Source organism: Vibrio sp. 1078-1 (assembly GCF_033340475.1).
Map to the genome: position 1 here is coordinate 390,486 of NZ_JAWOWM010000003.1, position 25,863 is coordinate 416,348.

Annotated in this window: 23 protein-coding genes; 15 read left to right on the top strand and 8 right to left on the bottom strand. The window is 45.3% G+C overall.

Annotated elements, in window-relative coordinates:
- Positions 1–12 precede the first annotated feature (12 nt).
- Positions 13–1,416 (top strand): aspartate aminotransferase family protein, encoded by a 1,404-nt coding sequence (locus R7190_RS08780; RefSeq protein WP_053304591.1) that lies wholly within the window; start codon positions 13–15, stop codon positions 1,414–1,416.
- A 172-nt stretch (positions 1,417–1,588) separates the two neighbouring features.
- A complete protein-coding gene (locus tag R7190_RS08785) occupies positions 1,589–2,110 on the top strand; it encodes a DUF2058 domain-containing protein (protein WP_186585493.1) in 522 nt (173 codons plus the stop codon).
- A gap of 92 nt (positions 2,111–2,202) precedes the next feature.
- On the opposite strand, the gene R7190_RS08790 is transcribed toward R7190_RS08785, so the two are convergent.
- From R7190_RS08790 to R7190_RS08800, 3 genes are all read right to left on the bottom strand, one after another.
- The gene (locus R7190_RS08790) at positions 2,203–2,817 is read right to left on the bottom strand and encodes a LysE family translocator (protein ID WP_017633575.1); all 615 of its coding nucleotides are present in this window, start codon (positions 2,815–2,817) and stop codon (positions 2,203–2,205) included.
- 77 nt (positions 2,818–2,894) lie between these two features.
- Positions 2,895–3,287: a ribosome recycling factor family protein gene (locus R7190_RS08795; RefSeq protein ID WP_017633574.1), complete on the bottom strand. Its 393-nt coding sequence runs from the start codon at positions 3,285–3,287 to the stop codon at positions 2,895–2,897.
- Between the two features lie 19 nt (positions 3,288–3,306).
- Positions 3,307–4,176: a LysR family transcriptional regulator gene (locus tag R7190_RS08800; protein ID WP_186585494.1), complete on the bottom strand. Its 870-nt coding sequence runs from the start codon at positions 4,174–4,176 to the stop codon at positions 3,307–3,309.
- A gap of 105 nt (positions 4,177–4,281) precedes the next feature.
- On the opposite strand from R7190_RS08800, the gene R7190_RS08805 reads away from it, so the two are divergent.
- Together R7190_RS08805 and ansB are read left to right on the top strand one after the other, a co-directional pair.
- A complete protein-coding gene (locus R7190_RS08805; RefSeq protein ID WP_005373814.1) occupies positions 4,282–5,538 on the top strand; it encodes an adenylosuccinate synthase in 1,257 nt (418 codons plus the stop codon).
- A 370-nt stretch (positions 5,539–5,908) separates the two neighbouring features.
- Entirely contained in the window at positions 5,909–6,973 is a 1,065-nt protein-coding gene (gene ansB, locus R7190_RS08810) for an L-asparaginase 2 (protein WP_053304594.1), read from the top strand.
- Positions 6,974–7,049: 76 nt separating this feature from the next.
- On the opposite strand, the gene R7190_RS08815 is transcribed toward ansB, so the two are convergent.
- A complete protein-coding gene (locus R7190_RS08815) occupies positions 7,050–7,886 on the bottom strand; it encodes a pyruvate, water dikinase regulatory protein (RefSeq protein ID WP_005373820.1) in 837 nt (278 codons plus the stop codon).
- 251 nt (positions 7,887–8,137) lie between these two features.
- On the opposite strand from R7190_RS08815, the gene ppsA reads away from it, so the two are divergent.
- The 4 genes from ppsA (at position 8,138) to tyrS (ending at position 13,802) form a co-directional block, all read left to right on the top strand.
- Positions 8,138–10,510: a phosphoenolpyruvate synthase gene (ppsA, locus tag R7190_RS08820; protein WP_005373822.1), complete on the top strand. Its 2,373-nt coding sequence runs from the start codon at positions 8,138–8,140 to the stop codon at positions 10,508–10,510.
- Between the two features lie 170 nt (positions 10,511–10,680).
- Positions 10,681–11,460 carry a hypothetical protein gene (locus R7190_RS08825; protein ID WP_005373824.1) on the top strand — a complete coding sequence of 260 codons (780 nt, stop codon included), beginning with the start codon at positions 10,681–10,683 and terminating at the stop codon, positions 11,458–11,460.
- A 193-nt stretch (positions 11,461–11,653) separates the two neighbouring features.
- A complete protein-coding gene (locus tag R7190_RS08830) occupies positions 11,654–12,460 on the top strand; it encodes a response regulator transcription factor (RefSeq protein WP_021707696.1) in 807 nt (268 codons plus the stop codon).
- Between the two features lie 82 nt (positions 12,461–12,542).
- On the top strand, positions 12,543–13,802 hold the full coding sequence (gene tyrS, locus R7190_RS08835) for a tyrosine--tRNA ligase (RefSeq protein WP_017633572.1): 1,260 nt from the start codon (positions 12,543–12,545) through the stop codon (positions 13,800–13,802).
- Positions 13,803–13,909: 107 nt separating this feature from the next.
- Here tyrS and R7190_RS08840 read toward each other — a convergent pair whose 3' ends face one another.
- On the bottom strand, positions 13,910–14,944 hold the full coding sequence (locus R7190_RS08840; protein ID WP_017633571.1) for an ABC transporter substrate-binding protein: 1,035 nt from the start codon (positions 14,942–14,944) through the stop codon (positions 13,910–13,912).
- A gap of 137 nt (positions 14,945–15,081) precedes the next feature.
- On the bottom strand, positions 15,082–15,441 hold the full coding sequence (locus tag R7190_RS08845) for a DUF6559 family protein (RefSeq protein ID WP_017633570.1): 360 nt from the start codon (positions 15,439–15,441) through the stop codon (positions 15,082–15,084).
- A 167-nt stretch (positions 15,442–15,608) separates the two neighbouring features.
- On the opposite strand from R7190_RS08845, the gene R7190_RS08850 reads away from it, so the two are divergent.
- Positions 15,609–15,863: a hypothetical protein gene (locus R7190_RS08850; RefSeq protein ID WP_318137539.1), complete on the top strand. Its 255-nt coding sequence runs from the start codon at positions 15,609–15,611 to the stop codon at positions 15,861–15,863.
- A gap of 101 nt (positions 15,864–15,964) precedes the next feature.
- Here R7190_RS08850 and R7190_RS08855 read toward each other — a convergent pair whose 3' ends face one another.
- Complete coding sequence (locus R7190_RS08855) at positions 15,965–18,373, bottom strand: beta-mannosidase (RefSeq protein WP_017633569.1); 2,409 nt, start codon at positions 18,371–18,373, stop codon at positions 15,965–15,967.
- A 303-nt stretch (positions 18,374–18,676) separates the two neighbouring features.
- Here R7190_RS08855 and R7190_RS08860 point away from each other — a divergent pair, with 303 nt between their 5' ends.
- Positions 18,677–20,263 carry a BCCT family transporter gene (locus R7190_RS08860; protein ID WP_005373846.1) on the top strand — a complete coding sequence of 529 codons (1,587 nt, stop codon included), beginning with the start codon at positions 18,677–18,679 and terminating at the stop codon, positions 20,261–20,263.
- A gap of 62 nt (positions 20,264–20,325) precedes the next feature.
- Here R7190_RS08860 and R7190_RS08865 read toward each other — a convergent pair whose 3' ends face one another.
- Complete coding sequence (locus R7190_RS08865; RefSeq protein ID WP_005387087.1) at positions 20,326–21,054, bottom strand: UTRA domain-containing protein; 729 nt, start codon at positions 21,052–21,054, stop codon at positions 20,326–20,328.
- Between the two features lie 210 nt (positions 21,055–21,264).
- On the opposite strand from R7190_RS08865, the gene R7190_RS08870 reads away from it, so the two are divergent.
- The 5 genes from R7190_RS08870 to R7190_RS08890 are packed head-to-tail and all read left to right on the top strand — an operon-like array spanning position 21,265 to position 25,863.
- Positions 21,265–22,332: an ABC transporter substrate-binding protein gene (locus R7190_RS08870; RefSeq protein ID WP_005373851.1), complete on the top strand. Its 1,068-nt coding sequence runs from the start codon at positions 21,265–21,267 to the stop codon at positions 22,330–22,332.
- A 12-nt stretch (positions 22,333–22,344) separates the two neighbouring features.
- The gene (locus R7190_RS08875) at positions 22,345–23,169 is read left to right on the top strand and encodes an alkaline phosphatase family protein (RefSeq protein ID WP_005373854.1); all 825 of its coding nucleotides are present in this window, start codon (positions 22,345–22,347) and stop codon (positions 23,167–23,169) included.
- Entirely contained in the window at positions 23,166–24,056 is an 891-nt protein-coding gene (locus R7190_RS08880; RefSeq protein WP_017633568.1) for an ABC transporter permease, read from the top strand. The genes R7190_RS08875 and R7190_RS08880 overlap by 4 nt, the downstream gene beginning before the upstream one ends.
- 2 nt (positions 24,057–24,058) lie before the next feature.
- The gene (locus R7190_RS08885; RefSeq protein WP_017633567.1) at positions 24,059–24,847 is read left to right on the top strand and encodes an ABC transporter permease; all 789 of its coding nucleotides are present in this window, start codon (positions 24,059–24,061) and stop codon (positions 24,845–24,847) included.
- Positions 24,844–25,863 carry an ABC transporter ATP-binding protein gene (locus R7190_RS08890; RefSeq protein ID WP_005373862.1) on the top strand — a complete coding sequence of 340 codons (1,020 nt, stop codon included), beginning with the start codon at positions 24,844–24,846 and terminating at the stop codon, positions 25,861–25,863. The genes R7190_RS08885 and R7190_RS08890 overlap by 4 nt, the downstream gene beginning before the upstream one ends.

Sequence of the window (25,863 nt, forward strand, 5' to 3'; positions counted from 1 at the left end):
AGGAGAAGGATCATGAGTAACAAAACCCAACAACTTTTAGAGATCGATCGTCAGAGAGTATTTCATGCCTCAACCCACCTGAAGCAGTATGCGGCCGGGGAGCTTCCGGGAAGAATTATCTCGAGCGGAAGCGGAATACGCATCACCGATTCAGAAGGCATCGAGCTGATAGACGGCTTTGCCGGGTTGTATTGTGTGAACATTGGCTATGGCAGGACTGAAATGGCCGATGCGATTTATGAACAAGCCAAAGAACTGGCGTACTACCACACTTACGTCGGCCATACGAACGAAGCGCTCGTGACACTGTCAGATCGCATCATCAAAATGGCGCCTGAAGGCATGAGCAAAGTTTACTACGGCATGTCAGGCAGCGACGCGAACGAAACTCAACTTAAGTTGGTATGGTATTACAACAATGCTCGTGGTCTACCAGAGAAGAAAAAAATCATTTCGCGTGACCGCGGCTACCATGGTTCAAGTATCGCGTCCGGTTCAATGACAGGTTTGCCGCTGTTCCACGCCCATTTTGATTTACCACTTGAGCGTATCAAACACACCATCGCGCCATATTATTATCGCCGTGAAGACGAGAGTATGTCTGAGCTTGAATTCTCTCAATATTGCGCAGATCAACTCGAAGCGATGATCTTGGAAGAAGGCCCAGAAACGGTAGCAGCAATGATTGCAGAACCAGTGCTCGGTACTGGCGGTATTGTGCCACCACCAGCAGGGTACTGGCAGGCGATTCGCAAAGTGCTCGACAAATATGATGTACTCTTGATTGCGGATGAAGTGGTGTGTGGCTTTGGTCGCCTCGGCTCCGATTTTGGCTCACTCCACTACGACATGAAACCAGATCTCATCACGGTAGCGAAAGGGTTAACCTCAGCGTATCAACCGCTGTCTGGCGTGATCGTCGGTGAACGAGTTTGGAGTGTGCTAGAAAACGGCACCGACCAATGGGGCGCTATCGGACACGGTTATACCTACTCTGGTCACCCAATGGGAGCGGCAGCCGCGAACTGCAACCTCGATATCATTGAACGTGAAGGCCTGGTGCAAAACGCAGCCGAAGTCGGCGCTTACTTGCAGCAACGTATGGCGGAGACGTTTAACGATCATCCATTGGTCGGTGATACTCGTGGCGTTGGCTTGTTGCATGCGTTGGAGTTTTCTTCAGACAAACTACGCCGAGCACACTTTGATCCAAACTTGAAAGTAGGTCCGCAAATCGCGGCAGCCTGTTTAGAGCAAGGCTTAATCGCTCGCGCTATGCCACATGGTGACATCCTCGGTTTTGCTCCACCGCTTATCGCGAATCGCAACGATATAGACACCATTGTCGACAAAGCGCATCAAGCGGTAAACAAAGTGATGGATAACCTCGTCACATCTAAACAGTGGCAGCCATAACCCACCTAGATTTCAGTAATGCTCGCGGGCTTTGGAGAAGGCCCGCTTTGCACTTTCCATTAAAGAGATAACAAGCCAACCAAACATTTTAGACCCATAGAAAGCACTATTATTTACTACAAGTGGCAATAGTGGGTAAAATGCCCAAAATTGCGCACTAACTGGATAAAACATGGCAAAACTTACCCTTCAAGAACAAATGCTGAAAGCTGGCTTAGTTAATGAAAAGAAACTAAAGAAAGCGAAGAAAGGCTCTAAAAAATCACGCGTTCAAGCACGCGAAGTAAAAGCGGCGGTTGAAGAGAATAAACGCCAACAGTTAGAGCGTGATAAACAATTGAGCGAGCAGCAAAATGCTGAGCGATTAAACAAAGAGATCAAAGCGCAGATCAATCAATTGATTGAGATGAACAAGATCGACTTAAAAGATGGCGACATCAAATACAACTTCACTCACGGTACGCTAGTGAAATCTCTTTATGTAGATTCACTTATCCGCGAGCAGTTGATTAAAGGTATTTTGGCAATCGCAATTGTTGGTGAAAGCTATGTTGTCATTCCACGTGGAGTAGCGAATAAAATTGCTCAACGTGATGAGTCCGTCATCATCGAACAAAAAGAATCTGAATCGGACATTCCAGCAGAAGACGACCCATACGCAGATTTCGTCGTGCCTGACGATTTGATGTGGTAACAATAAATAATCGATGCATCAACGAAAAGAGCCGCTGATGTAACATCAGCGGCTCTTTTTATAGAAAAATAATCTACAGAGATGATGTGTTGTTATTGCTTACTTAGTAGCAAATTCGCCCCTGATGCGGCTAAAAACAACGAACATCCGCGATTGAAACGTTTCGCCATTTTGGGATTTGAAAACCAGTGTCTCAAGTACAAACCAAAGATGGCATAGATTGAAATGGCGACCATTTCTAATATCAAAAACGTCGAGCCAAGGGCAAAAAACTGCTCTTGAACGTTGGCATTGGCATCAACAAATTGCGGCAAGAATGCAGTAAAAATAAGTATCGCTTTCGGGTTGCCAGCAGCAAGCGTAAATTCTTGCTTCGCAAGTCCTGCGTAATTGCGCGAATTGTCCAAGTCAGAGATCGGACTGGACTCTGAACGCCAAAGGTTAAACGCAATCCACAGTAGATACAGCGCTCCTACCAACTTTATTGCCAAAAATAGCATTTCTGACGTATACAAAATCACAGCCAGACCTGATGCAGACAACGCAATCATCGCTGAAAAAGCAGCAATTCTGCCTAAACTGGCCGTAAACGCGGCCCTAAAGCCGTAACAACGCGCATTATTCATTGCCAATAAATTGTTTGGGCCTGGAGCCATATTTAGAGCGAAGCAAGCAGGAATAAAAAGGAGAAGCTGCCAAATATCCATAATAAAATGGTCTTAGTGAGTGATTTTGATCGGTACCCTAACATCTGTTAATAAAGTGAGTAAACCACAAACCGATCTTAAAGCAACTCAGCACCAAATCGTACCGTGCGAGCTTGAACTAACGTGCAGTTCGTTTCAGCCATCAGCTCCGCTAGGGTGATGTTTGGGTTTTGTCTCACCAAACGTATCAACTTCACGTCCAAAGGTTCCAATTTGTCTTGGTGAGCAAGTAGAGCTTGTTCGATCTTGTTGATCGCAAATCGCATCGTCTCTGCTTCTTCGTTTTTGAGATGCTCTAAAAACGCTTTTACATCCAAAGCCTCGCCCGAGATTTGCCAGTGACGAGATCGTCTAATTCGCTTAAGATCGCACTGTTTTTCTGCTGCGAGTGTTTTCGCTCGCTTGGCATGGTCGCCCCCAATACGGTGAATCAAGGATGGGAGCGAAATCGTAATCTTCGTCTCTTTCATGGCCTTTTCTTTCATCGTCTTAGCCCTCAACCACCGACACATTCTCGCCAACCCATGCCAGCAACTGTTTTGCCGCTTTGGATAACACCTGATTTTGACGCACGATGTAGCCGAAATCAGTGTTTGGAAAACTTGGCAAAGGCGTAACTTCACGAGAAAGCTTTAATCTCGGATCGAGCGAGAAATCCGGCACAATAGCAGTCCCAAACCCCGCTTCCGCCCAGTCGATTTGTGCTTCCACACTGCCCACTTCCATCACGCGATGCTTAGGCAGATTTAGTTCAGGTAAAGACGAATCAATCAGCTCTCGGGTTCGAGTATCGTGCCCTAGCAGGATCAGCGTCTGGCTCTCTTTTCGATTGTCTTGCCACTCAAAAATGTTATCGCCAAACGCACACCAGTGAATCTGCGTGAGAGGCGTAAAATGCAGCGGTTGACTCTCTTTTTGTGCGATAACAAAGCCGATATCGGCACGCGCACTTTTCACCAAATCCACCGCTTGAGAAGATGTGGTATTGAACAATGCCAAGTCGATCCCCGGATATTCACTTTTGAATTGCTGAAATGGTTTGATAAGCAGTAAACGTGAAACAATATCGCTCGCCGCAATAGAAAGCGTCCCCTGCGTAAGATCGTTGATGGCATTGAGATCCGACTGACAAATTTGCAGCTCATTGAGCATCCGCTGCGCCGTAGCTAACAAACGCTTCCCCGCTTGCGTCAACTGCACAGGATTTCGCTCAATCAATTTCGTGCGCGTGGCTTGCTCCAACTGCTTGATATGCAAACTTACGTTCGGCTGTGTCATGTGGAGTTCCGTCGCTGTTTTACCAAAGTGTTTTACCTCTGCAAGAGTTACGAAGGTTCGCAGCCAGTTCAAATCTAACATTGCCAATTCCGATATGAGATTCTTATCAAGTTAATGAGTATAATTAATTTCTCTTATTATGGCGAACACCTTAAGATTTTTGCATCTGTTTTTGGAGATTAAATTATGTCGTCTATCGTTGTTGTGGGTGCAAACTGGGGTGATGAAGGCAAAGGCCGCATCGTTGACTTTTTGGCAGAGCAAGCTTCTGCGAGCATTCGTTTCCAAGGTGGTAACAACGCGGGTCACACCGTGGTTAACGATCTAGGTACGTTTAAGCTGCACCAGCTACCAAGTGGCGTATTCAACCCAGACTGTTTGGCAGTGTTAGGTCCGGGTATGGTTATCAGCCCTGCGTTGCTGTCTCAGGAGATTGCGGAAGTTGAAGAAGCAGGCGTAAAAGTGAATATGTGCATCTCAGATCGCGCAACACTGTGTCTACCTCTACACGCACTAGAAGATACGCTAGAAGAACAACGTTTAGGCGACAAAGCATACGGTTCAACTCGTCAAGGTATTGCACCTGCGTACGGTGACCGCGTAATGAAGAAAGGCATCCTAGTTGGTTGGTTGAAGCAACCAGAAGTATTGGTTGAACGCCTTCAATTCATGATGGATTGGAAACTGCCGCAACTGCGTGCACTTTACCCGACGTTCGAGTTTGAACAAACCGCTGAAGAACTGGCGAACTGGCTGCTAGAAGTCTCTGCACCTTGGCGCGATTCAATTTGCAACGTAACGCTTCCTCTAAAAGAACTACAAGCGAAAGACAAAACTCTATTGTTCGAAGCGCAGCTTGGCGCGGGTCGTGACCTTGTTTACGGTGAGTACCCTTGGACAACATCTTCTAACGTTGTATCAATGTACGCGGGTATCGGTAGTGGCCTTCCGGCACTTCGTCCTGAACGCGTTATTGCGGTTGCAAAAGCCTTCAGCTCATCAGTGGGTACTGGTACGTTGATCACTGCAATGGAAGAGCAAGACGCTTTCCGCGAACTTGCTGGCGAGTTCGGTGCAACTACGGGTCGTCCACGCGACATGGGCTACTTCGACGCAGTCGCTACGAAGAATGGCGTTGAACTGCAAGCCGCAACTGAAATTGCACTAACGAAAGTAGACTGTTTGACTGGCCTTAACGATCTGAAAATCTGTGTTGGCTACGAAGGCGACCACAGCGAAAACCCAATCTGGCCTCAAACTGCCTCTCTTGCGCCAATCTACGAGAAGATGGAAAGCTGGAGCGAGGACATCACAGGTTGTCGTAAGTTTGAAGAGCTTCCAGTAGCAGCACAGAAATACGTTCTACGCATTGAGGAACTCATGGGCGTACCAGTAAAAATGGTGTCTGTGGGTCCTGGTCGTGAACAAATGATTATGCGATAAGATGTGAATTAACACATCATTGGCAAGCGGCTTTTATCTGTTCCGGGGTAAAGCCGCTTTTTTTTACACTGTAAACTTTGAAAAATTGCACGGCTAAATTCATGTTTAGTAACCTCATCACGAGACTCCTACCTCCTTTATTTATAAATCAATAAATTATAGGGCTTAACACGTTGTGCACGTTACTAGCACATCTCACTTGTTAAAGAAGCACATCAATTAGGTTAACTGGTTGATTTGATATTCTTTAAGTGATTAGTTGATCACGATCTTCATCTGCAATTTGTTGAACTAGTACTCAAAAAATCTAACCCGCTGTTTTTAGGATAGATGAGTTCCCCAACATCCAACCTAACAGCAGGTGATTCCCATGACGAAAAATCTTTTCCGCCTCAGTACGATAACCCTTGGTTTGTGCCTTAGTTCTTTGTCTTTCGCGCAATCCGATCTTCCGAACATTAAAATTCTTGCCACTGGCGGCACCATAGCAGGCGCAGGTCAATCTGCAACCGAGTCAAACTACACAGCAGGTAAAGTCGGCGTTGAATCATTGATTTCTGCGGTGCCGAGTATGACCAACATTGCCGATATTTCTGGAGAGCAAGTGGTCAGTATCGGTTCACAAGATATGAATGATGAAGTGTGGCTAAAATTATCGAAAAGAGTTAATGAGCTACTCGCTCAAGATGATGTTGACGGCATCGTCATTACTCATGGTACGGATACGTTAGAGGAAACCGCTTACTTCCTTGATCTGACCGTCAAGAGCAAAAAGCCTGTCGTGATCGTCGGTGCAATGCGTCCTTCCACCGCAATGAGTGCTGATGGACCAGTCAACTTATACAATGCAGTCGTAACAGCCACCGATGAAGATTCAGAAGGACGTGGCGTGCTAGTCGCAATGAATGACACGATTTTCGATGCGCGAGATGTGACAAAAACCAATACAACCTCCGTCAGCACTTTCCAGTCACCCAACTTTGGTGCTATCGGCTACATTCATAATAGCGATGCCAAATATCAACGAAGCCCAGAGCGTAAACATACGACAGAAACCCCATTCGATGTATCAAAGCTTACTAAGTTGCCTAAGGTCGGTATTGTTTATAACTATGCAAATGCCTCCAATTTGCCAGTGAAAGCCTTTGTGGATGCGAAGTTTGACGGCATCGTAAGTGCTGGTGTCGGTAATGGTAACTTGTACCACACTGTGTTTGATGAGCTAGAGAAAGCGAGTAAAGATGGCGTTGTTGTTGTAAGAAGCTCCCGAACGCCTAGCGGCTCAACCACTTTGGATGCTGAAATTGATGACGAAAAATACGGCTTTGTTGCCGCTGGTACATTGAACCCACAAAAAGCACGTATCTTACTGATGCTGTCACTGACTCAGACCAAAAACTATCAAGACATCCAAAAGATGTTCCAATACTATTAATTCTGTCTAAGGTTCATTCGATAGAGGAGGTACACACCTTACCTCCTCTTACACATAGCGACATGAGCGTCTCTTGTTAGCCAAACAAGCGACGCTTCATTCCTGCTTTTTCCAGAATACGCGTAGTAATTTCCTCAACAGACAGAGAGGACGTATTGATATATGGGATCGCCTCTCTTCTAAACAACGCCTCAACAGTGTCTAGCTCCAGCTTGCACTGCTCTGTGCTAGCGTAATCACTTCCAGACAAACGATTTTCACGGATTTCAGTCAAGCGCTCGGGATCGATAGTCAGCCCAAACAACTTATGACGATGGATCTCAAACTCAGGCAACAAACGCATCATCTTCACATCTTCCGCAATGAACGGATAGTTCACAACACGTAAACCAAATTGCATCGCCATGTACAAGCTAGTCGGCGTTTTTCCGCTGCGCGATACTCCCAGCAGGATAATATCGGCTTGTTCCAACCCTTTTAGCGTGATGCCATCATCATGCGCCAATGTGTATTCAATAGCCGCAATACGGTCAAAATAGGTGTCGGAATCTTTCCCCACACTGCGAGAACGCTGCAACTTAGGCTTTGGTGCCATCTGAATGTCGTCTTGCACTTTCTGCACAATACTCTCCAACACATCGTAACTGTATGCCGGCGCTTCAAGCAGCATTTCACGTACTTCTGGAACGACAATTGAGAAAAAGACCAGAGGTTTGACGCCATTGCGCTGGTAGGAAGTTTCAATTTCTTTGACTACGTCAGTAGCTTTGTCCTGGCTTTCTACAAACGGAAAGGTTTTTTCGTTAGGAATGAACGGAAATTGACCGAGAACAACATGCCCTAATGTCTCACATGTTATCGCCGTACCGTCAGAAACATAGAACACATCACGACTTTGGTTATTTATTTGCATTTCTGTTTAATTTTTCAAAATCTTTTGAGTAGGATGGTACACATAATATTAATAAATCAGTTTGGCTTTCAGTTAGGTTCACCACAGCTTTAAAAATTCTTTTGAATTTTTTTCAGCCAGAACGTAATCGTTTGCCTTTGATATCAATCTGAATGAAGCAATGTATGGTCAACGTGTAATAACAGCCAACATGCGATTGTTTAGATCGATTTAAGTCCCCCTACTAAGCTGCAATGTTTCTGGAGAAAGACATGCAAAAGAACACCCTCTGGTTCAATGGCCTATCCATGGATGATGTCGACAAAGTCGGCGGTAAGAATGCTTCACTTGGCGAAATGGTATCTAACCTAGCAAACGCAGGCGTTTCTGTACCAAATGGTTTTGCGACAACCTCATACGCGTTTAACCAATTCCTTGACCACGAAGGTTTGGATGAGCGTATTCACCAATTACTCGATGAACTAGACGTTGAAGATGTAGAAGCTCTGCGTAAGACAGGTGCAAACATTCGTCAATGGGTATTAGAGGCCCCTTTCCCTGCGGACCTTGAACAAGAAATTCGTGAAAATTACCAAGAACTGATCGAAGGCAATCCTGAGCTTTCAGTCGCAGTTCGTTCATCTGCTACGGCAGAAGACCTACCTGATGCTTCTTTTGCTGGTCAGCAAGAAACGTTTTTGAACGTGAAAGGCATCGACGCAGTACTAGAAGCAACTAAGCACGTTTACGCTTCTCTATTTAACGACCGTGCGATTTCTTACCGCGTTCACCAAGGGTTCGACCACCGTGGCATCTCGCTATCTGCGGGTATCCAACGTATGGTGCGTTCAGATAAAGCCTCATCGGGTGTTATGTTTACACTAGACACTGAATCGGGTTTCGACCAAGTTGTCTTCATCACCTCTTCATGGGGTCTAGGCGAGATGGTCGTTCAAGGTGCAGTAAACCCTGACGAGTTCTACGTTCACAAGCCAATGCTTGAAGCAGGCGAACACCCAATCGTTAAGAAAACATTTGGTTCTAAGTTGATCAAAATGATCTACTCAGATAACCAAGAAATCGGCAAACAAGTTGATATCGTTGATACTTCTGATGAAGAGCGCAACACGTTCTCATTGAACGACGACGAGATCAAAGAGCTCGCAAAACAAGCAATGATCATCGAAAAGCACTATCAGCGTCCAATGGACATTGAATGGGCAAAAGATGGCATTGATGGCAAGCTGTACATTGTTCAAGCGCGTCCTGAAACCGTATGTTCACAAACGGAACAAAACGTGATTGAGCGCTACGAGCTACAAAACAAAGCGGATGTTTTGGTTGAAGGTCGTGCAATCGGTCAGCGCATCGGTAAAGGCGTGGTTCGCTTGGTTGACTCTCTGGACCAAATGTCTTTAGTCCAAGAAGGTGACGTGCTAGTTACAGACATGACTGACCCAGATTGGGAACCAGTGATGAAAAAAGCATCTGCAATCGTAACCAACCGTGGTGGCCGTACGTGTCACGCTGCCATCATCGCTCGTGAGCTTGGTATTCCTGCAATCGTTGGCTGTGGCGATGCGACAAGCAAGTTAACCGATGGTGCAACCGTGACCGTATCTTGTTCAGAAGGTGAAACGGGCTACGTTTACCAAGGTGAACTTGAGTTTGATGTAAAACGCTCTTCTGTTGATGAACTGCCACTGCTACCAACAAAAGTGATGATGAACGTGGGTAACCCTGATCGCGCGTTTGACTTCGCACAAATTCCAAATGAAGGTGTTGGTCTTGCGCGTCTTGAATTCATCATCAATAAGATGATTGGTATCCACCCGAAAGCATTACTTAACTTTGATGCACAAAGCGATGAGCTAAAAGCAGAAATCACTCAGCGTATTCGTGGTTACAAAGATCCTATCGATTTCTACGTAAGCAAACTGACAGAAGGTATCGCAACCATTGCTGCGGCATTTTGGCCGAAACGCGTTATTGTTCGTATGTCTGACTTTAAGTCTAACGAATACAGCAACTTGGTTGGCGGTAAAGCCTACGAACCGCATGAAGAAAACCCAATGCTTGGCTTCCGTGGCGCGTCTCGTTACATTTCTCCAGTGTTTGAAGACTGCTTCGAGCTAGAAACTCAAGCAATTAAACGCGTTCGTAACGAAATGGGTCTGAAAAACGTTGAAATCATGATCCCATTTGTGCGTACACCAAGCGAAGCAGCATCAGTGATTGATTTGCTAGCGAAGTTTGATCTGCGCCGTGGCGATCAGGGTCTTAAAGTCATCATGATGTGCGAACTGCCATCCAACGCGGTCCTTGCCGATGAGTTCTTGAAGTACTTTGATGGCTTCTCGATTGGCTCAAACGACATGACTCAGCTAACGCTTGGACTTGATCGTGACTCTGGCGATGTTGCACATCTATTTGATGAGCGCAACCCAGCGGTTAAGGTGATGCTTCAGATGGCGATTGACGCGGCAACAAAAGCAGGCAAATACGTTGGTATTTGTGGTCAAGGCCCATCAGACCACGACGACCTAGCGGAATGGCTAATGGATCAAGGAATTAGCTCTGTATCACTAAACCCAGATACGGTTATCGATACTTGGTTAAAACTCGGTAAAGTTAGCAGCAAGTAACACACGATAAACTCTAGCCCTCACACTCCCCTTGTGAGGGCTTTGTTATTCACACGTCATTTCACAATCAGTTCGTGATTCCTCTCTCAAGTTCGTCATTTAGTCAATTTCATTATCAAAGTCTGATGACCTAAAATGAATGGTATATTGATAACTCCAGAGAGAATTTGATGAAAAAGCCTATCGCACTCCTTACTACTTTGATGCTCCTGGCATCCCCTGCTTATGCCGATTGGGATGAAATTTCCAATAAAATGTCTGAGCTTGGCGACGCAGTTTCTGATACTGCACAAGATGCTTGGGACGATACCAAAGCGTTTTCAAAACAAGCGTGGCAAGATTTCACGAACTGGTCCGAGGAAGCGATCAATACCGCAGGCGAATGGACAGAAGCCAGCATCGAGAAAAGCAAAGAATGGATAGATGCTGCCGACAAAAAAATTGATGAGCTGATGGAAGGCGATACGCCAGAAGAAGCTCGCCAAGCCGTGGACTTAATGGCAGATAGCGCTTTGCTCAAGTTATTTAATGAAAAGCCGGAGGCAAAAGCTATTTACGACAACGCGTACGGCTACGCGGTCTTTGATTCTCGTAAATTATCTTTGCTGTTTCACACCAACTCAGGGTCAGGAGTCGCAGTGAATAAGGAAACAGAAGAACGCACTTATATGAATATGTTTGGTTTGGGCGTTGCACTTGGGGCTGGCGGCAAATTTTACCAACAAGTGGTTCTGTTTGAGAGCAAAGAAGACTTTGATACGTTCGTCAACGAAGGATGGGAGGCCACAAGTGAAGCCTCTGCTGTTGCGGGCGAAGATTCAGAGCAACTTTCAAAACAATTTAACAGCGGCGTCGCCGTCTATCAGTTGAACGCTAAAGGTTTGCTCATCGATGCTAACGTGTCTGGTTCTAAATATTGGGTTAACGAAGAGCTCACTAACTCGCAGTAATGCATAGCAACTAATCGCTTAAATAAAACCGTTGTTATGCACCCTTATCAATAAGTTAACGGGGATATGATTCCTCAAAACTGAGCACTTACGCAACTTTCTCTATGGAAGTCACCAGAAGATGGCGACTTCCCTTTCTCGTTGGATTGCTTTTGGTTATGCTTGCGCAAAACCACCTGCAATTCGGTATCCCATGCCTGACAATAACTTTAATAATCTGCTAGCAGAAGCAATTTCTGCTCTTAACACGCCTAACTTTACTCCTAAACTTATGCGTGTCATTCGCACTCTTTTTCATTTTGATTGCGCAGTTATTTTAGGTTACCGAGAAGGTAAACATCCTATTTATCTCTACGACTCAATTGAGAACGAGCGAGAGTTACTTTTTCAACGCTACCTTACTGACTCATTTCAAAATGACCCTTTTTTTCTCAAACTAAACGAGACAAAGCAACAAGGCGTATTTACGCTCAAAGACGTGGCGCGTAAAGGCGTTGACTTCACCTCATACTGCGAGCAGTTCTATCATCAAACAGGGTGGAAAGACGAACTTAGCATGCTAGTCGAAGTTGAATCTGGCCGTTGGGTCATGCTGTACTTCGGATATATGACTGATGGAAAATACTTTTCTCAGCAACAAATCAATAAGCTAAAGCCCTATTTCCCGATAATTCAGTCGCTTTGTCAGCAGCATTGGAAACAAACGGAATTTACCTTTTCTGAGCCTGTTTTTGCACAGAGTGCTTATTCTGGCAGTATGCGATTAGCCATTGAGCAAGCTTTAGCAACGTTTGGCGTAGAATCACTCACCCGTCGCGAACAAGAGGTGGCTTCGCTTCTCGCTCAAGGGTTTGACACCAAAGAAATTGCCGCGCGGTTACACTTAGTTCAAGGCACGGTCAAAAATCATCGAAAGCGAATTTACTCGCAATTAAATGTGTCTTCATTGAGTGAGTTATTCCAGCTTTTCCTCAATCACCTCATTCTCCATTCAAGATAAAAAACTGTCCCTTAAGGGATATATCGAGAAAAGGTGTCGCGTTTTAGTCTGAATGTAACAACCACTAAAACAGACAAAAAGAATGACGACACCATTACTGCAAGATTTACAAGATCGCGGCTTGATTGCACAAGCCAGCGATTTGGAAGAAATTCAGACACTTCTCTCACAGCCACAAACCGTTTACTGCGGCTTCGATCCTACAGCTGGCAGCTTACATATCGGCCACCTCGTGCCTTTGATTATGCTTAAGCGCTTTCAAGATGCCGGACACCAAGCTGTTGCCTTGATTGGCGGTGCAACGGGCATGATTGGCGACCCAAGCTTTAAAGCGACTGAGCGCAGTCTGAACTCAGAGGAAATCGTCTCAGGCTGGGTTAACGATCTTTCTAATCAAATTCAGCAGTTGATGAATCACCAACTGGCCAAGCCGATGATCATGGTAAACAACGCTGACTGGATGAAAGCGATCAATGTGATCGACTTCTTCCGCGATGTGGGTAAGCACTTCTCAATCAATACTATGGTAAACCGAGAATCGGTAAAACAACGCCTGCAACGACCTGACCAAGGTATCTCCTTCACCGAATTTAGCTACGCCCTACTGCAATCGTACGATTTTGCCGAGCTAAACCGTCGATACGGTTGCCGTTTGCAAATCGGTGGCAATGACCAATGGGGAAACATCGTCAGCGGGATCGATTTAACTCGCCGTCAAAATGGTGAGCAAGTATTTGGCTTAACTCTGCCGCTGATCACCAAATCCGATGGTACCAAATTTGGCAAAACCGAAGGCGGTGCAGTATGGCTAGATCCTAGCAAAACCTCTCCTTACGCGTTCTACCAGTTCTGGCTTGGCGCAGAAGACGCCGACGTTTACCACTTCTTGCGTTACTACACATTCTTGAGCTGCGAAGAAATTGCCAGCATTGAAGCGCAAGACCAAGCAAGCCAAGGTAAGCCACAAGCACAACGTATTCTCGCTGAAGAAATGACGCGATTTGTTCATGGCGAAGAAGGCCTAGCCAGTGCCGAGCGTATCACTCAAGCTTTATTCAGCGGTAATGTGCAACAACTGAGTTTGGGTGAATTAAAACAGTTGGAGTTGGATGGTTTACCAAGCATTGAGAGCACACAACAAGATTTGGTTGAGCTGTTGATTGAGTCGGGCTTAGCAAGTTCGAAGCGTGTTGCACGCGAACACATCAGCAACAACGCCATCAGTGTAAACGGTGAAAGAGTGGCGGCTGATAACCCGAGTTTAAGCTTCCCACTGTTTGATCAATATTGGTTACTGCAACGCGGTAAAAAGCACTTCTGCCTCGTAAAGCGTGCCGCGTAGCAACACTCGCAGTACAAAACTTATAAAAAAATTCCCCTCACCACTTTCGTGATGAGGGGAATCCAAATTTGAACGATTTTAAGCCTAACAATAGGCAAAGACGTTGCTTATTGCGTTCTTAAACGTTGCCAGTACTTTTCGTAAATCGCTAACGTTTCTGCGCCAACATCATTAATAAACTCGCCTTTTTTCAAGTCTTCTGATGAAGGGAAAATAGTACGGTTGTTTTTCAACTCTTCTGGCAATTTGTCACGCCCAGCGTTCGTTGCCGACGCATAACCCAAACTGGTCACGATTTCCGCTTGGTTCTCTGATTGGTACATGAAGTTAATAAATTTATGCGCCAATGCTTTGTTTTTACTGCCAGACGGAATAGTGAAGTTGTCCATCCACAATACCGCGCCCTCTTCCGGCATCACGAACTTCAGCTCAGGCATTTCAACCTGCCCTTGGAATGCGTTGCCGTTCCATTGCATGCCGACCGATGTTTCACCGGACACGTAAGGGACTTGCGGCGCATCTGAGTTATACAGTAATACGTTGTTTTTCAGCGCAACTAGAGAATCAAAAGCCTGTTCGATTTCAGCTTCGTCTTTTGTATTCACGCTATGGCCATTTTTCTTAAGCGCCATACCAAACACATCGCGCACGTCATCAATCAACATGACTTGTTGTTCGTATTGAGACTCCCATAAGTCTGCCCATTTTGTCACTGGTTGCTCAACCATGGATTCGTTGTAGCTAATCCCGGTAATGCCCCAAATATAAGGCAGCGAGTAATCATTTTTAGGATCGTGCGCTTGGCCAAGTAAACCGTCCATTGTGTCTTGCATGTTTGGCACTTGAGCGTGATCTATTTTCGAAAGCAGCCCTTCTCGCCCCATTTTTTCAATGAAGTACGCAGAAGCAAAAACCACATCGTAACCAGAACCTTTTAGCAATTTTAGCTTGGTGTACATTGATTCATTATTCTCAAAGGTCGAATAATTAATCGTAACGCCTTCTTGTTTTTCAAACGCTTTTAACGATGCTTCCGGCAAATAGCCACCCCATGCATAAACGTTCAACGTTTTGCTATCTGCATGAGCAAACATGCTGAGCACAAGAGCACTCAGCCCCAATCCTTTGATGATTAATTTCATGGTATGCAATCCAACCAGTCCAGCGACGCGCTGGGATTCGGGTGCATAATTAGGTAATTGTTACCCAATTGAAAGAAAATTTAATTAATCTTTAACAGCAAAAATATTTATCGAATTTATAAAATTAACGCATGTTTTTAATAGCGACTGTGCATACCAAAATGATGAGACATTCCATCTTCCATTCGGCCGCCTTTCCAGCCACCAGAGCCGAGTAAATTAAGCACATCTTGAGCGGTATAGTCGGCACCAGAAAAGAAATCATGCGCCACGTCTGAGCGTATTGCTTGCAACTCTGGTTGATTTTCCAAATCAAGATCTTGCGGATCCGCATATAATGCCAACGCAATTTTTTGTTGGCACGCGCTTAACTCACTGGTGCTCGTCTTTACCTGATCAACCGAAAAATACTCACGACTGCCGTATCCCACCACCAATCTAGTACTCATTAGTTTAATCACTTTCTTAATGCGACGACGTTGTATAAATCTCAACATGTTTTGTTATTCCTGTATTAAGTTGGCTATGGTCGTATTCTTTTGTTCGAATTAAAACACTCTGTTTTATCCGCGAAATTTCTCTAGCGCTTTTCGCGATGATCGGTTGTATAATACGATCCTGAAATATTTTGTTACGTTACCTCGGTAACCCCTGAGACTGCAACATGAACAACAGCAGATGGGTCGGCTTTATAGGCGGCACGATTGTCTTACTTAGTACCTTTATCCTATTCGGATCTTCCGTCCACGCTGCTTGGTACCGAATCCCTGCGGAAGCCATTCATGGTATCGCCTTCACTTTGGCTTTTGGTTTAGGGTTAAACAGCCTGCTGGCGTACGCGACGGCAGTGATTACTCTTGCTGTACTATTCTACATTGGCTTTGTCGTTAGCTATCGGGTCCATCAGAAACTTAAATAGTCTTCTGTCTCAACCTGAGCTTAATAACGGATACTTGGTAACTAAAAAGGGAGCAAACGCTCCCTTTTTAGTTATCAGCATATAGATGTTCTATGCCCGCTTTAATCATTAAGGTGGCATACCCTCAACGACTGCTGCATACCTGAAACATCATCACCTAAATACTCAACCGTCATTGGAACGTTGACCAACAGAGTAAAACTGGAGTCACTGAATCTTCCATCAGCATCACTCTCCAAATGAACAAAAAACGCAGGCTTATCCGCAATCAATGTAATTCGCCTCCCTTCAATAGAGACATCTATATTGGCTTTCGCTATCGGCAAGGTTTTTAGCTCGTGAGTACTAAACCATGTGTTGCTTATTCTGTCTTCACCGATTTGCGCTTCAACATAGAAGAAGCCTGACGTAAGTTCATCCTTCTCGATCAATTCATCCAACTGCCACAAAATCGTATTGCTGTCTGCTATGACTGTTTGTTCTAAGCTCCAACATTGCTTTTCTTCCCCTTGCCAATCTACCCACTTAAGCAGTGCGTTGACGCTTGCGGACTCTTTGGCATCATTGAGCAAATGTAGGCTCAACATGCCTGTATGCTCGGAAAATACCAAATACTGCGGCGCAAAAAAGCGTTTTGCATGGTAGTGCAACTGCTTCCATCGACCACTGTATTCCAAACTAGACCAAGAACTGACAGGCCAATTGTCGTTGAGTTGCCAGTACAGCATGCCGCGACAAACTGGAGAAATGGCACGCCAATGATCGCATGCAGTTTTGATCGCGATTGCCTGCTGAACTTGACTTAAATACAGCATACTCTCAAATCCAGAGGGAAAACGAAAATAGCGCGTGAACATCTCTGTGATAATACTATGACCTCGAGGGTTCTTCTGATGTTGTTCGAAAGTTGGGGATGTAATATTCCAGTCTTGCTCAGGGACAAACCGCTTAACTTCAGCAAAAGATGGCCAAGATTGAAAACCAAACTCAGAGCAAAAACGAGGATTCACGTCAACGTAGGCACTGAATGATTTTCCTGAATGCCAAACGTCCCAAAAGTGCATATCGCCTTTACTATCATCATGCCACGCATCACCGAAATCCAGTTCACCATTACATGGGGAACTTGGCCAGAAACGGCGAGTGCTATCTCGCTCGGTAATCTCCTTCTCAATCATGCGGTTGAGGCGATCGTAGTTTACCGTGTATTTGACTTTGCTGCGCTTAGATTCGTCATACCAACCAATAGCTCCAATCACTTCATTGTCACCACACCAAAGTGCGATTGATGGGTGCTCCTTGAGCCTCGGGATTTGGAATCTAAGTTCTTCTTCTACCTCTTTTAAAAACTCGTCGTTTGATGGGTACAACGAGCAGGCGAACATCATGTCTTGCCACACCAACAAGCCAAGTTCATCACAAAGGTTATAAAAGGTTTCACTCTCGTACTGACCACCGCCCCATACGCGAATCATGTTCATGTTGGCATCAACCGCACTTTGCAAAAGGTTGCGATAACGTGTTTCGCACTCTCGCCCCGGCATTGCGTCAATAGGGATCCAGTTGGCGCCTTTAGCATTAATCGGTACGCCATTGACGATAAATTCCATTGCAGAGCCGTGCTCATCAGCTTGGTTATTTAGGGTTAACTGACGCAAACCAATGTTGTGCGTTAACTTTTGCTCTCTGCAAGAAATGGTAATGGGATAGAGATACGCTTCGCCATAACCCGATGGCCACCAGCGTTGAGGCTCAAAAATGTGGAACTGGCAATGATAGTGATCACTTCCTTTTGTTTGAATACATTGACGCTCACCATTAAATTCAACAATCATTTCATGGCGTTGACTGTCCGTTTCCACTTCAACTACTACATCAAGAAACACACTCCCATCGGCTTGCCATTGCTGCTCTGTCGAGAAGCCTTTGAGCCAAAGCTCATTCACAATGTCGATTTGAATGGGGTCGTAAATACCCGATACCATCAAGCAAATGCCCCAGTCCCATCCGGAATGGCATTGTGTTTTGCGGATCAAGTTCATGTGTGGAATTTGGTTGTTGCCCATTGCCGATGGAATAGGAAATGGCAGTTTTTTTGCTCTTGCGATACCTTCTAAATCCGCCCGAGCAAACTCAACCCGAATCGTGTTAGTACCTTGCTTTAAATGCGGTTTAATATCCACACGTTGCTGGGTAAACATGTTGCTGCAAGTTAGTGCTAGCTCACCATTAACATAGAAGGTTGCCAATGTATCGACACGAGTTAGCGTCATCCAAATTTGCTTGGCAGACAACGTAAACGCGTCGACGTCAAACTCACGTGAGATATGCCACTCACACTCTTCAATCCATCGAACTTTGTTTTCATTATCGGCAAAATAAGGATCTGGAATCTGCTCTGCTTGTAAAAGCGCCGACACATTATCGCCCGGAATAAACATTGGAATTTCAAGATTGGGGCGCTGTGGCGAGGTAAGCATCCACTGCCCGTTAAGTTCGAAGTGAGCCATCGAGTTAAACCTTAGCTTGGGAAAAACATGTTTTCTCAATGTAATCCTGATAAACCCATGCAAAAACAAGGGAAATGTTAATTACATACGAAATGCGGTGCATTTCACGTAAAAACTCTTTCTTTTGATCTCTACCCAAAAATCAGCAACTTGGCTAACCTGTTAAAAATTAATCGAAATCTAAGGTTATATTTGCAACTTCGACATGTTAACATCATCGGCTTTTTGAACATCCTCACACTTTTCGTTGAAACGATGTGAGGGGAAATGCACGGCTTCATAGCCCTAAAAAGCGAAGTAATTATGTCAAATATGACGAATGCCGCCTCCCACACAGCGCCTATTCAGGATGCTGACTATTCTGCTATTCATCCCCCATCTTTACTCAAGCGCCTCGAACTCACCAATCCTGTCTTTTGGTTAAGTGGTAGCTTCCTCACTCTATTCGTTTTACTTGCTCTAACGAATACCGACTCTCTAACCGCAATGGTTAACACCGGCTTCGGCTTTGCTACTAAATATTTCGGAGCTTACTGGCAAGTACTGCTTCTTCTGAATTTCCTAATTGGTTTGGCTCTTGCGTTTGGTCGCACTGGTTATGTGCGCCTAGGTGGTCTAGCGAAACCTGATATTGATAACTTTAAGTGGTTGTCAATCGTACTCTGTACTCTACTTGCAGGTGGTGGTGTGTTCTGGGCCGCAGCTGAGCCTATCGCGCACTTTGTGACTGCTCCGCCTCTATACGGGGAAGCCTCACCGAAAACTGCCGCAATCAATGCCCTATCTCAGTCTTTTATGCACTGGGGCTTCTTAGCTTGGGCGATCCTTGGTGGTCTATCTTCCATTGTCTTAATGCACTTGCATTACGATAAAGGCCTGCCTCTTAAGCCGCGTACTCTGCTTTACCCTGTGTTTGGTGATAAAGCCATTAAAGGCTGGATTGGTGATGTTGCTGACGCATGTAGCATCATTGCAGTAGCAGCAGGAACCATCGGTCCTATCGGCTTCTTAGGTTTACAAATTAGCTACGCGCTAAACTCATTGTTTGGCCTGCCAGATACGTTCGTAACGCAAAGTATGGTTATTATGGCGGCGATCCTGATGTATACCCTTTCCGCACTGAGCGGTTTGAGCAAGGGTATTCAAATCGTCAGTCGTTACAACATTATTTTGTCTGTACTATTAATTGGTTACATCCTGTTCTTCGGGCCGACAAGCTTTATCGTTGATGGCTACGTGCAAGGCGTTGGTCGTATGGTGGATAACTTCTTCCCTATGGCACTTTACCGTGGTGATACAGGCTGGCTAAGTTGGTGGACAGTATTCTTCTGGGGTTGGTTTATCGGTTATGGCCCAATGATGGCGATCTTTATTGCTCGTATCTCTCGTGGTCGTACAATTCGCCAATTAATCATGTCTATTAGCATCGCGGCACCGCTGATTACTTGCTTCTGGTTTAGTATCGTTGGTGGCAGTGGCCTTGCGTTTGAACTTGATAACCCTGGTTTGATTTCATCTGCGTTTGAAGGCTTTAACTTGCCCGCAGCACTGCTAGCGATTACTGGTGAATTACCTTACCCAATGATCATTTCGGTTCTGTTCCTGATCTTAACGACAACATTTATCGTGACGACGGGTGACTCGATGACTTACACAATCAGTGTAGTGATGACGGGCTCAACAGAACCAAACGCAGTGATTCGCTCGTTCTGGGGGCTGATTATGGGTATTGTCGCTATTGCGCTTATCTCAATGGGCTCTGGTGGTATTTCTGCATTGCAGTCTTTCATTGTAATTACTGCCGTGCCTGTGTCTTTCATTTTGCTGCCAAGCATTTGGAAAGCACCCGGCATTGCAAGCAGAATGGCAAAAGAGCAAGGCCTCGTTTAAACCGCCTCTCTAACCAATATGCGAAAAAGAGCCCTTCATTGGGCTCTTTTTAATTCTGCGCTTTATCCTACGCTATCAATGCGAATCATCACTGCGTCTGGACGCCAATACTCGAATTCGCAGTCCATTAAATGCCCATCTTGTTTGTAGTTTACCCGCCGAATTTTCAGAACGGGTTGTCCTTCAGCTAGGTTCAACGCCTTAGCGACATGAGCAGGAGCTGACGTGGGAATCACATCAAAACGAGAGCGCTTTGTCTCGTAACCATACTTCTCACGATAAATGCCTGTCAGGGACATGGTGAGGTTCTCAGACAATATACCCTCAAACAGTGCCGCTTTGAGCACGTTCTCAACAAACAATACCGCTCGCCCATCAATAAAACGTAACCGTTCAATTACATAAATTGGGGTAATTCGCTCCACCTCTAACGATTTGGCATACTCACCTGCGGCCATTTCACTTCGCACGTTGAGTAGCTTAGTTTCTGCAATACGATGCTGCTCTCGAATCATCTGATGGAAGTGAGAACGAGACAACGGGTTGTAACAGATACGCTCAGGAGATACATACCAACCCCGGCGCTCTTCTCGATAAATAAGACCTTCCGTTTCCAAAGACACCAACGCATCTTTGATTGTGATTCGAGTCGTAGAAAACAGCTCACTGAGCTCTCTCTCTGACGGCAGTTTTTGTCCTTCCGACATGATGCCGGAAAGAATCTGCTGTTTTAAGCTGCTTCTAATTTTTCCTAATTGGGTACCAAATTGTCCGGTGCCTGTCGCTCTCATTCTGATCTAGTCCAAGGATAATTTGACGAATAACATAAGGCGTTTACGTAACAAAAATATGACATTAATCAACAGAACACATACTGAACGTATGAAATATAAGTGCCATATAAAATCAGCAAAACTGTCAAATTACTTGCGCTAAATCGTCACATTCCATCCATAGCATACAAAGCGAACTTACTGACCTAGTCCAGAAGGATGGAGACAATGAAAACTTTGCTAAGTCGTTCAATTACCGCACCAGCGGCAATCATTGCGGTAACGCTCGCTACGCCAACAGTAGCGAAAGAAGCCGATATTGAATCTTTGGTAGCAGCAGCACAAAAAGAAGGGGCGGTTTACAGTGTGGGTATGCCTGACAGTTGGGCAAACTGGAAAGACACTTGGGCTGATTTAAAGTCAAATTACAACCTTAAGCACCAAGACACGGATATGAGCTCGGCTCAAGAAATCGCAAAATTCGAAGCTGAGAAGAAAAACGCGACCGCAGACATTGGTGACGTAGGCTTTGCCTTCGCACGTGTAGCGGTTAAAAAAGGCGTCACTCAGCCATATAAACCAACAACTTGGAATGACATCCCAGATTGGGCAAAAGACGAAGATGGTCATTGGGCACTTGCTTACACTGGCACTATTTCTTTTATCTCCAACAATAACCTCGTAAAAGACGCGCCAAAAACGTGGGATGACCTATTAAAAGGCGACTACAAAGTGACCGTAGGTGACGTAGGCGTAGCAGCACAGGCAAACAACGCGGTTCTCGCCGCAGCGTTCGCCAACGGTGGGGACGAATCCAACCTCAAGCCTGCGCTCAAATTCTTTTCTGAACTCGCGAAGCAAGGTCGTCTTTCATTTACCGATCCGAACATCGCCAACCTAGAAAAAGGCGAAGTGGAAGTGGCGATCATGTGGGACTTCAATGCATTGAACTACCGCGACAAAATTGACCGCGACCGCTTTACAGTGAGCATTCCTCAAGATGGCTCTGTGATTTCTGGTTATACAACCATAATCAATAAATACGCGAAGAACCCTAATGCAGCAAAGCTTGCTCGTGAATACATCTTCAGCGATCAAGGGCAAATCAACTTAGCAGAAGGTTATGCGCGTCCAATCCGCACCAACATCACACTGCCTCAAGCAGTGCAAGACAAGCTAATTGCTAATGACCAATACAGCAATGTACACCCAGTGACTGACTTCTCAGCTTGGGAAAAGTCCGCACGTAAGCTGCCACGTCAATGGCAAGAAAGTGTCTTAATCCACCAGCAATAAGAGTAAGTCGTTATGAGCAATAAGGTCATCCTTGTTGTTCTAGATGGACTGAACTATCAGGTAGCCCGTGATTGCATGGGCTACCTCAATGGTCTTCTAGAACAAAGTCGTTCCCAACAAGAAACTCGCGCAACGCTTTATCCTGTGCAGTGTGAGCTGCCCTCTATGTCTCGCCCACTTTATGAGTGCATTTTAACGGGCGTTCGCCCTGTAGAAAGCGGCATCGTAAACAACAATATCGTTCGTCTATCCAAACACGATTCCATTTTCAGTTTGGCAAAAGCCCAAGGAAAAGTGACCGCTGCGGCTGCCTACCACTGGGTAAGTGAGCTTTATAATCGCGCGCCATTTGAACCTGTTCGCGATCGTTTCACGCATGATGAAACCCTGAATATCCAGCACGGCTGCTTTTACCATTGGGATCATTATCCTGATGAAGCCTTGTTCCTGGACGCAGAGTATTTACGCCGCAACTATCAACCTGATTTCTTATTGATCCATCCGATGAATATCGACGATACAGGACATAAGTTTGGCCTAGACTCTCGCCAATACCGCAATTGTGCGCGAGGTGCAGACATTATTCTTTCCAACTACATCGATCAATGGCTTGCTGATGGGTATCAAATCATTGTGACCAGCGATCATGGCATGAACAACGATCTTTCTCACGGTGGGATTTTACCTGAAGAACGAGAAGTTCCCCTGTTTGTCATTGGTGATAAGTTTACCCATCAAGATTGTCATATTAAGCAAACTGATATTTGTGGCACCGTTTGTCAATTGCTAAACCTTGACCACACGAAGCCATACACTCAGGAATTGTTAGCACTATGAGCAGTTCAGTCCTCTCCCCAAGCTCTAGCGAATCACGTTCAAATTTGGCAAGTACTTGGTTAAAGCGCTTTAAGCCAGCCATTTGGTTGGCACCTTTCGCACTGTTTTTCTATCTATTTCAACTCGCACCGATGATTTGGGTGCTGTTAAACAGCTTTATCTACGATGGCGAGTTTGCCTTCGATAACTACATTGAAGTGCTCGACTCCGCCTTTATGATGCAGGCGTTTGGCAACAGTTTGTGGTTAGCTGTGTGGTCGAGCATTTTTGGCTTAGCCATTGCGACTCTGTTGGTCTCTTCTCTGCGCAGAGTCGATTCTAAAGTCCGCGACGGTGTGATTGCGTTTACGAACATGAGCAGCAACTTTGCAGGCGTACCTCTGTCATTCGCTTTTATTATTATTTTGGGCACCAATGGGGCGATTACCCTTTTGCTCAAGCAGTATGGCTTACTCGGTGATTTCGACCTTTATGGTAAATGGGGCCTGCTGGCAATTTACATCTACTTCCAAATCCCGCTGGCGGTGTTGTTGCTCTACCCTGCGTTCGATGCGTTGAGTGATGATTGGCAAGCAGCTGCTGCGCTACTGGGAGCCAAAACATCACAGTATTGGGCGAAAATCGCTCTGCCAGTGCTCTCACCAGCCTTATTCGGTACCTTTATTATCTTAATAGCCAACGCAATCGGCGCATATGCGAGTGTTTATGCGCTGACCTCCGGTAACTATAACGTCATCACAATTCGAATTGCGAGTCTGGTATCGGGAGACCTGTTCCTTGAACCTAATCTCGCCGCTGCAATTTCGGTGATTCTAATGGCGTTACTTGCCTTTATCACAGTGATTAACCAATGGCTCATTTCGAAAAGCTATGCAGGTAGGAAGTAGTCATGAACAACGTTAATACTCGATTCCATAAAACGGTGGTTTATTCCATTGTTGGGATCATGCTCATCCCGATTTTAGCGACCTTTGTCTATTCGCTTTCATCACGCTGGGGTGCCACGGTGCTTCCAGATGGTTTCACTTTTGATTGGTACGTTAAATTGCTGACCGACCCACGCTTTTTGCAAGCGTTTGGGCGTTCGCTGTTTATTTGTATTGCTTCGCTAACCCTCAGTGTGCTTCTGGTTCTGCCAGCGATATTCGTGGTGTTTTACTACTTTCCGAAGCTCGATAAGCTCATGAACGTATTGATTTTGCTACCATTCGCTGTACCACCAGTGGTGTCCTCCGTCGGCTTGCTTCAACTTTATGCTGACAGTGAAATCTCCCTTATCGGTACTCCTTGGATTCTAGTAGGTACTTACTTCACCATCGCGTTACCGTTCATGTATCGTGCGATTTCTAATAGCTTCGAAGCAATTAACCTTAACGATTTAATGGACGCTGCACACTTGCTAGGGGCAAGCACAACCAAAGCGTTTTTGATGGTCATTTTACCTAACCTCAAAAAAGGACTGATGGCATCGCTTTTCCTTTCATTTTCATTTCTATTGGGAGAGTTTGTGTTCGCCAATATTTTAGTCGGCACACGTTATGAAACCCTGCAAATCTACTTGTATAACATGCGTCAGACGAGCGGCCACTTTACGTCTGCCTTAGTGATGACCTACTTCCTATTTATTTTTTTACTGACTTGGTTGGCAAGTCGTTTCAGCCGAGGAGTCAAACAATGAGCTACGTAACAGCGAAAAATCTGACTAAACGTTTTGGTGATAACACCGTATTTGAGGACATTCACTTTAACATCGAGCAAGGTGAATTCATTACGCTTTTAGGCCCTAGCGGTTGTGGTAAATCGACACTACTTCGCAGCCTTGCTGGGCTTAACCCTGTCGATGGAGGCGAGATTTGGGTAAACGGAGAAGATATCACGCATCAAGTCCCGCAAGAGCGTGGTATTGGGATGGTCTTTCAATCGTATGCGCTGTTTCCCAATATGACCGTCGAAGGCAACATTGCATTTGGCTTAAAAATGAAAAAGCTTGCGAATGATGATATTCGACGTGAAGTGGCTAAAGTCATCAAACTGGTGGATCTGGCAGGTAAAGAAAAACACTATCCGCATCAACTTTCTGGCGGTCAGCGCCAGCGTGTCGCACTCGCTCGAGCGTTGGTGGTGAAACCTCGCATATTATTGCTTGATGAACCACTTTCTGCGCTTGATGCCAAAATCCGCAAACACCTTCGTCAGCAAATCCGAGATATTCAGAAAGAGATGAATCTCACCACTATCTTCGTAACTCATGACCAAGAAGAGGCGATGATTATGTCTGATCGTATCTTCCTAATGAGTAAAGGAGAAATTGTTCAAGCAGGAACACCTGAAGAAATCTATACTCATCCTGCTAACGAGTTTGTGGCCGGTTTCATGGGGCACTACAACCTTGTAGAGGCCAATAAAGCCAAGCAACTCTTCAACATTGATACCGAATGGAAAGTGGCGATTCGCCCAGAGTCTATATATGTAAAAGAGCAAGGTCGTCAATATGATAGCCACATCTCAGCGCCACAAGTAGGTACGATCACCAACCACCAGCTTCTAGGTAATGTTATTCGCTATCAAGTGAACGTTGAAGAGTGTGAGCTCACTGTTGACTTGCTTAACCGCTCTTCAGAACGCTTACTAGCGAATGGCAGCCAACTAGAGCTACTCTTTAACCTAAACGAAATTCAACCAGTGAGAGCCTAA

What these genes read in the sequence shown, in the direction of transcription:
- R7190_RS08780 (WP_053304591.1), top strand. Translation starts at nt 13, where the DNA reads ATGAGTAACAAAACCCAACAACTTTTAGAGATCGATCGTCAGAGAGTA.
- R7190_RS08785 (WP_186585493.1), top strand. Translation starts at nt 1,589, where the DNA reads ATGGCAAAACTTACCCTTCAAGAACAAATGCTGAAAGCTGGCTTAGTT.
- R7190_RS08790 (WP_017633575.1), bottom strand. Translation starts at nt 2,817, where the DNA reads ATGGATATTTGGCAGCTTCTCCTTTTTATTCCTGCTTGCTTCGCTCTA.
- R7190_RS08795 (WP_017633574.1), bottom strand. Translation starts at nt 3,287, where the DNA reads ATGAAAGAGACGAAGATTACGATTTCGCTCCCATCCTTGATTCACCGT.
- R7190_RS08800 (WP_186585494.1), bottom strand. Translation starts at nt 4,176, where the DNA reads ATGTTAGATTTGAACTGGCTGCGAACCTTCGTAACTCTTGCAGAGGTA.
- R7190_RS08805 (WP_005373814.1), top strand. Translation starts at nt 4,282, where the DNA reads ATGTCGTCTATCGTTGTTGTGGGTGCAAACTGGGGTGATGAAGGCAAA.
- ansB (WP_053304594.1), top strand. Translation starts at nt 5,909, where the DNA reads ATGACGAAAAATCTTTTCCGCCTCAGTACGATAACCCTTGGTTTGTGC.
- R7190_RS08815 (WP_005373820.1), bottom strand. Translation starts at nt 7,886, where the DNA reads ATGCAAATAAATAACCAAAGTCGTGATGTGTTCTATGTTTCTGACGGT.
- ppsA (WP_005373822.1), top strand. Translation starts at nt 8,138, where the DNA reads ATGCAAAAGAACACCCTCTGGTTCAATGGCCTATCCATGGATGATGTC.
- R7190_RS08825 (WP_005373824.1), top strand. Translation starts at nt 10,681, where the DNA reads ATGAAAAAGCCTATCGCACTCCTTACTACTTTGATGCTCCTGGCATCC.
- R7190_RS08830 (WP_021707696.1), top strand. Translation starts at nt 11,654, where the DNA reads ATGCCTGACAATAACTTTAATAATCTGCTAGCAGAAGCAATTTCTGCT.
- tyrS (WP_017633572.1), top strand. Translation starts at nt 12,543, where the DNA reads ATGACGACACCATTACTGCAAGATTTACAAGATCGCGGCTTGATTGCA.
- R7190_RS08840 (WP_017633571.1), bottom strand. Translation starts at nt 14,944, where the DNA reads ATGAAATTAATCATCAAAGGATTGGGGCTGAGTGCTCTTGTGCTCAGC.
- R7190_RS08845 (WP_017633570.1), bottom strand. Translation starts at nt 15,441, where the DNA reads ATGTTGAGATTTATACAACGTCGTCGCATTAAGAAAGTGATTAAACTA.
- R7190_RS08850 (WP_318137539.1), top strand. Translation starts at nt 15,609, where the DNA reads ATGAACAACAGCAGATGGGTCGGCTTTATAGGCGGCACGATTGTCTTA.
- R7190_RS08855 (WP_017633569.1), bottom strand. Translation starts at nt 18,373, where the DNA reads ATGGCTCACTTCGAACTTAACGGGCAGTGGATGCTTACCTCGCCACAG.
- R7190_RS08860 (WP_005373846.1), top strand. Translation starts at nt 18,677, where the DNA reads ATGTCAAATATGACGAATGCCGCCTCCCACACAGCGCCTATTCAGGAT.
- R7190_RS08865 (WP_005387087.1), bottom strand. Translation starts at nt 21,054, where the DNA reads ATGAGAGCGACAGGCACCGGACAATTTGGTACCCAATTAGGAAAAATT.
- R7190_RS08870 (WP_005373851.1), top strand. Translation starts at nt 21,265, where the DNA reads ATGAAAACTTTGCTAAGTCGTTCAATTACCGCACCAGCGGCAATCATT.
- R7190_RS08875 (WP_005373854.1), top strand. Translation starts at nt 22,345, where the DNA reads ATGAGCAATAAGGTCATCCTTGTTGTTCTAGATGGACTGAACTATCAG.
- R7190_RS08880 (WP_017633568.1), top strand. Translation starts at nt 23,166, where the DNA reads ATGAGCAGTTCAGTCCTCTCCCCAAGCTCTAGCGAATCACGTTCAAAT.
- R7190_RS08885 (WP_017633567.1), top strand. Translation starts at nt 24,059, where the DNA reads ATGAACAACGTTAATACTCGATTCCATAAAACGGTGGTTTATTCCATT.
- R7190_RS08890 (WP_005373862.1), top strand. Translation starts at nt 24,844, where the DNA reads ATGAGCTACGTAACAGCGAAAAATCTGACTAAACGTTTTGGTGATAAC.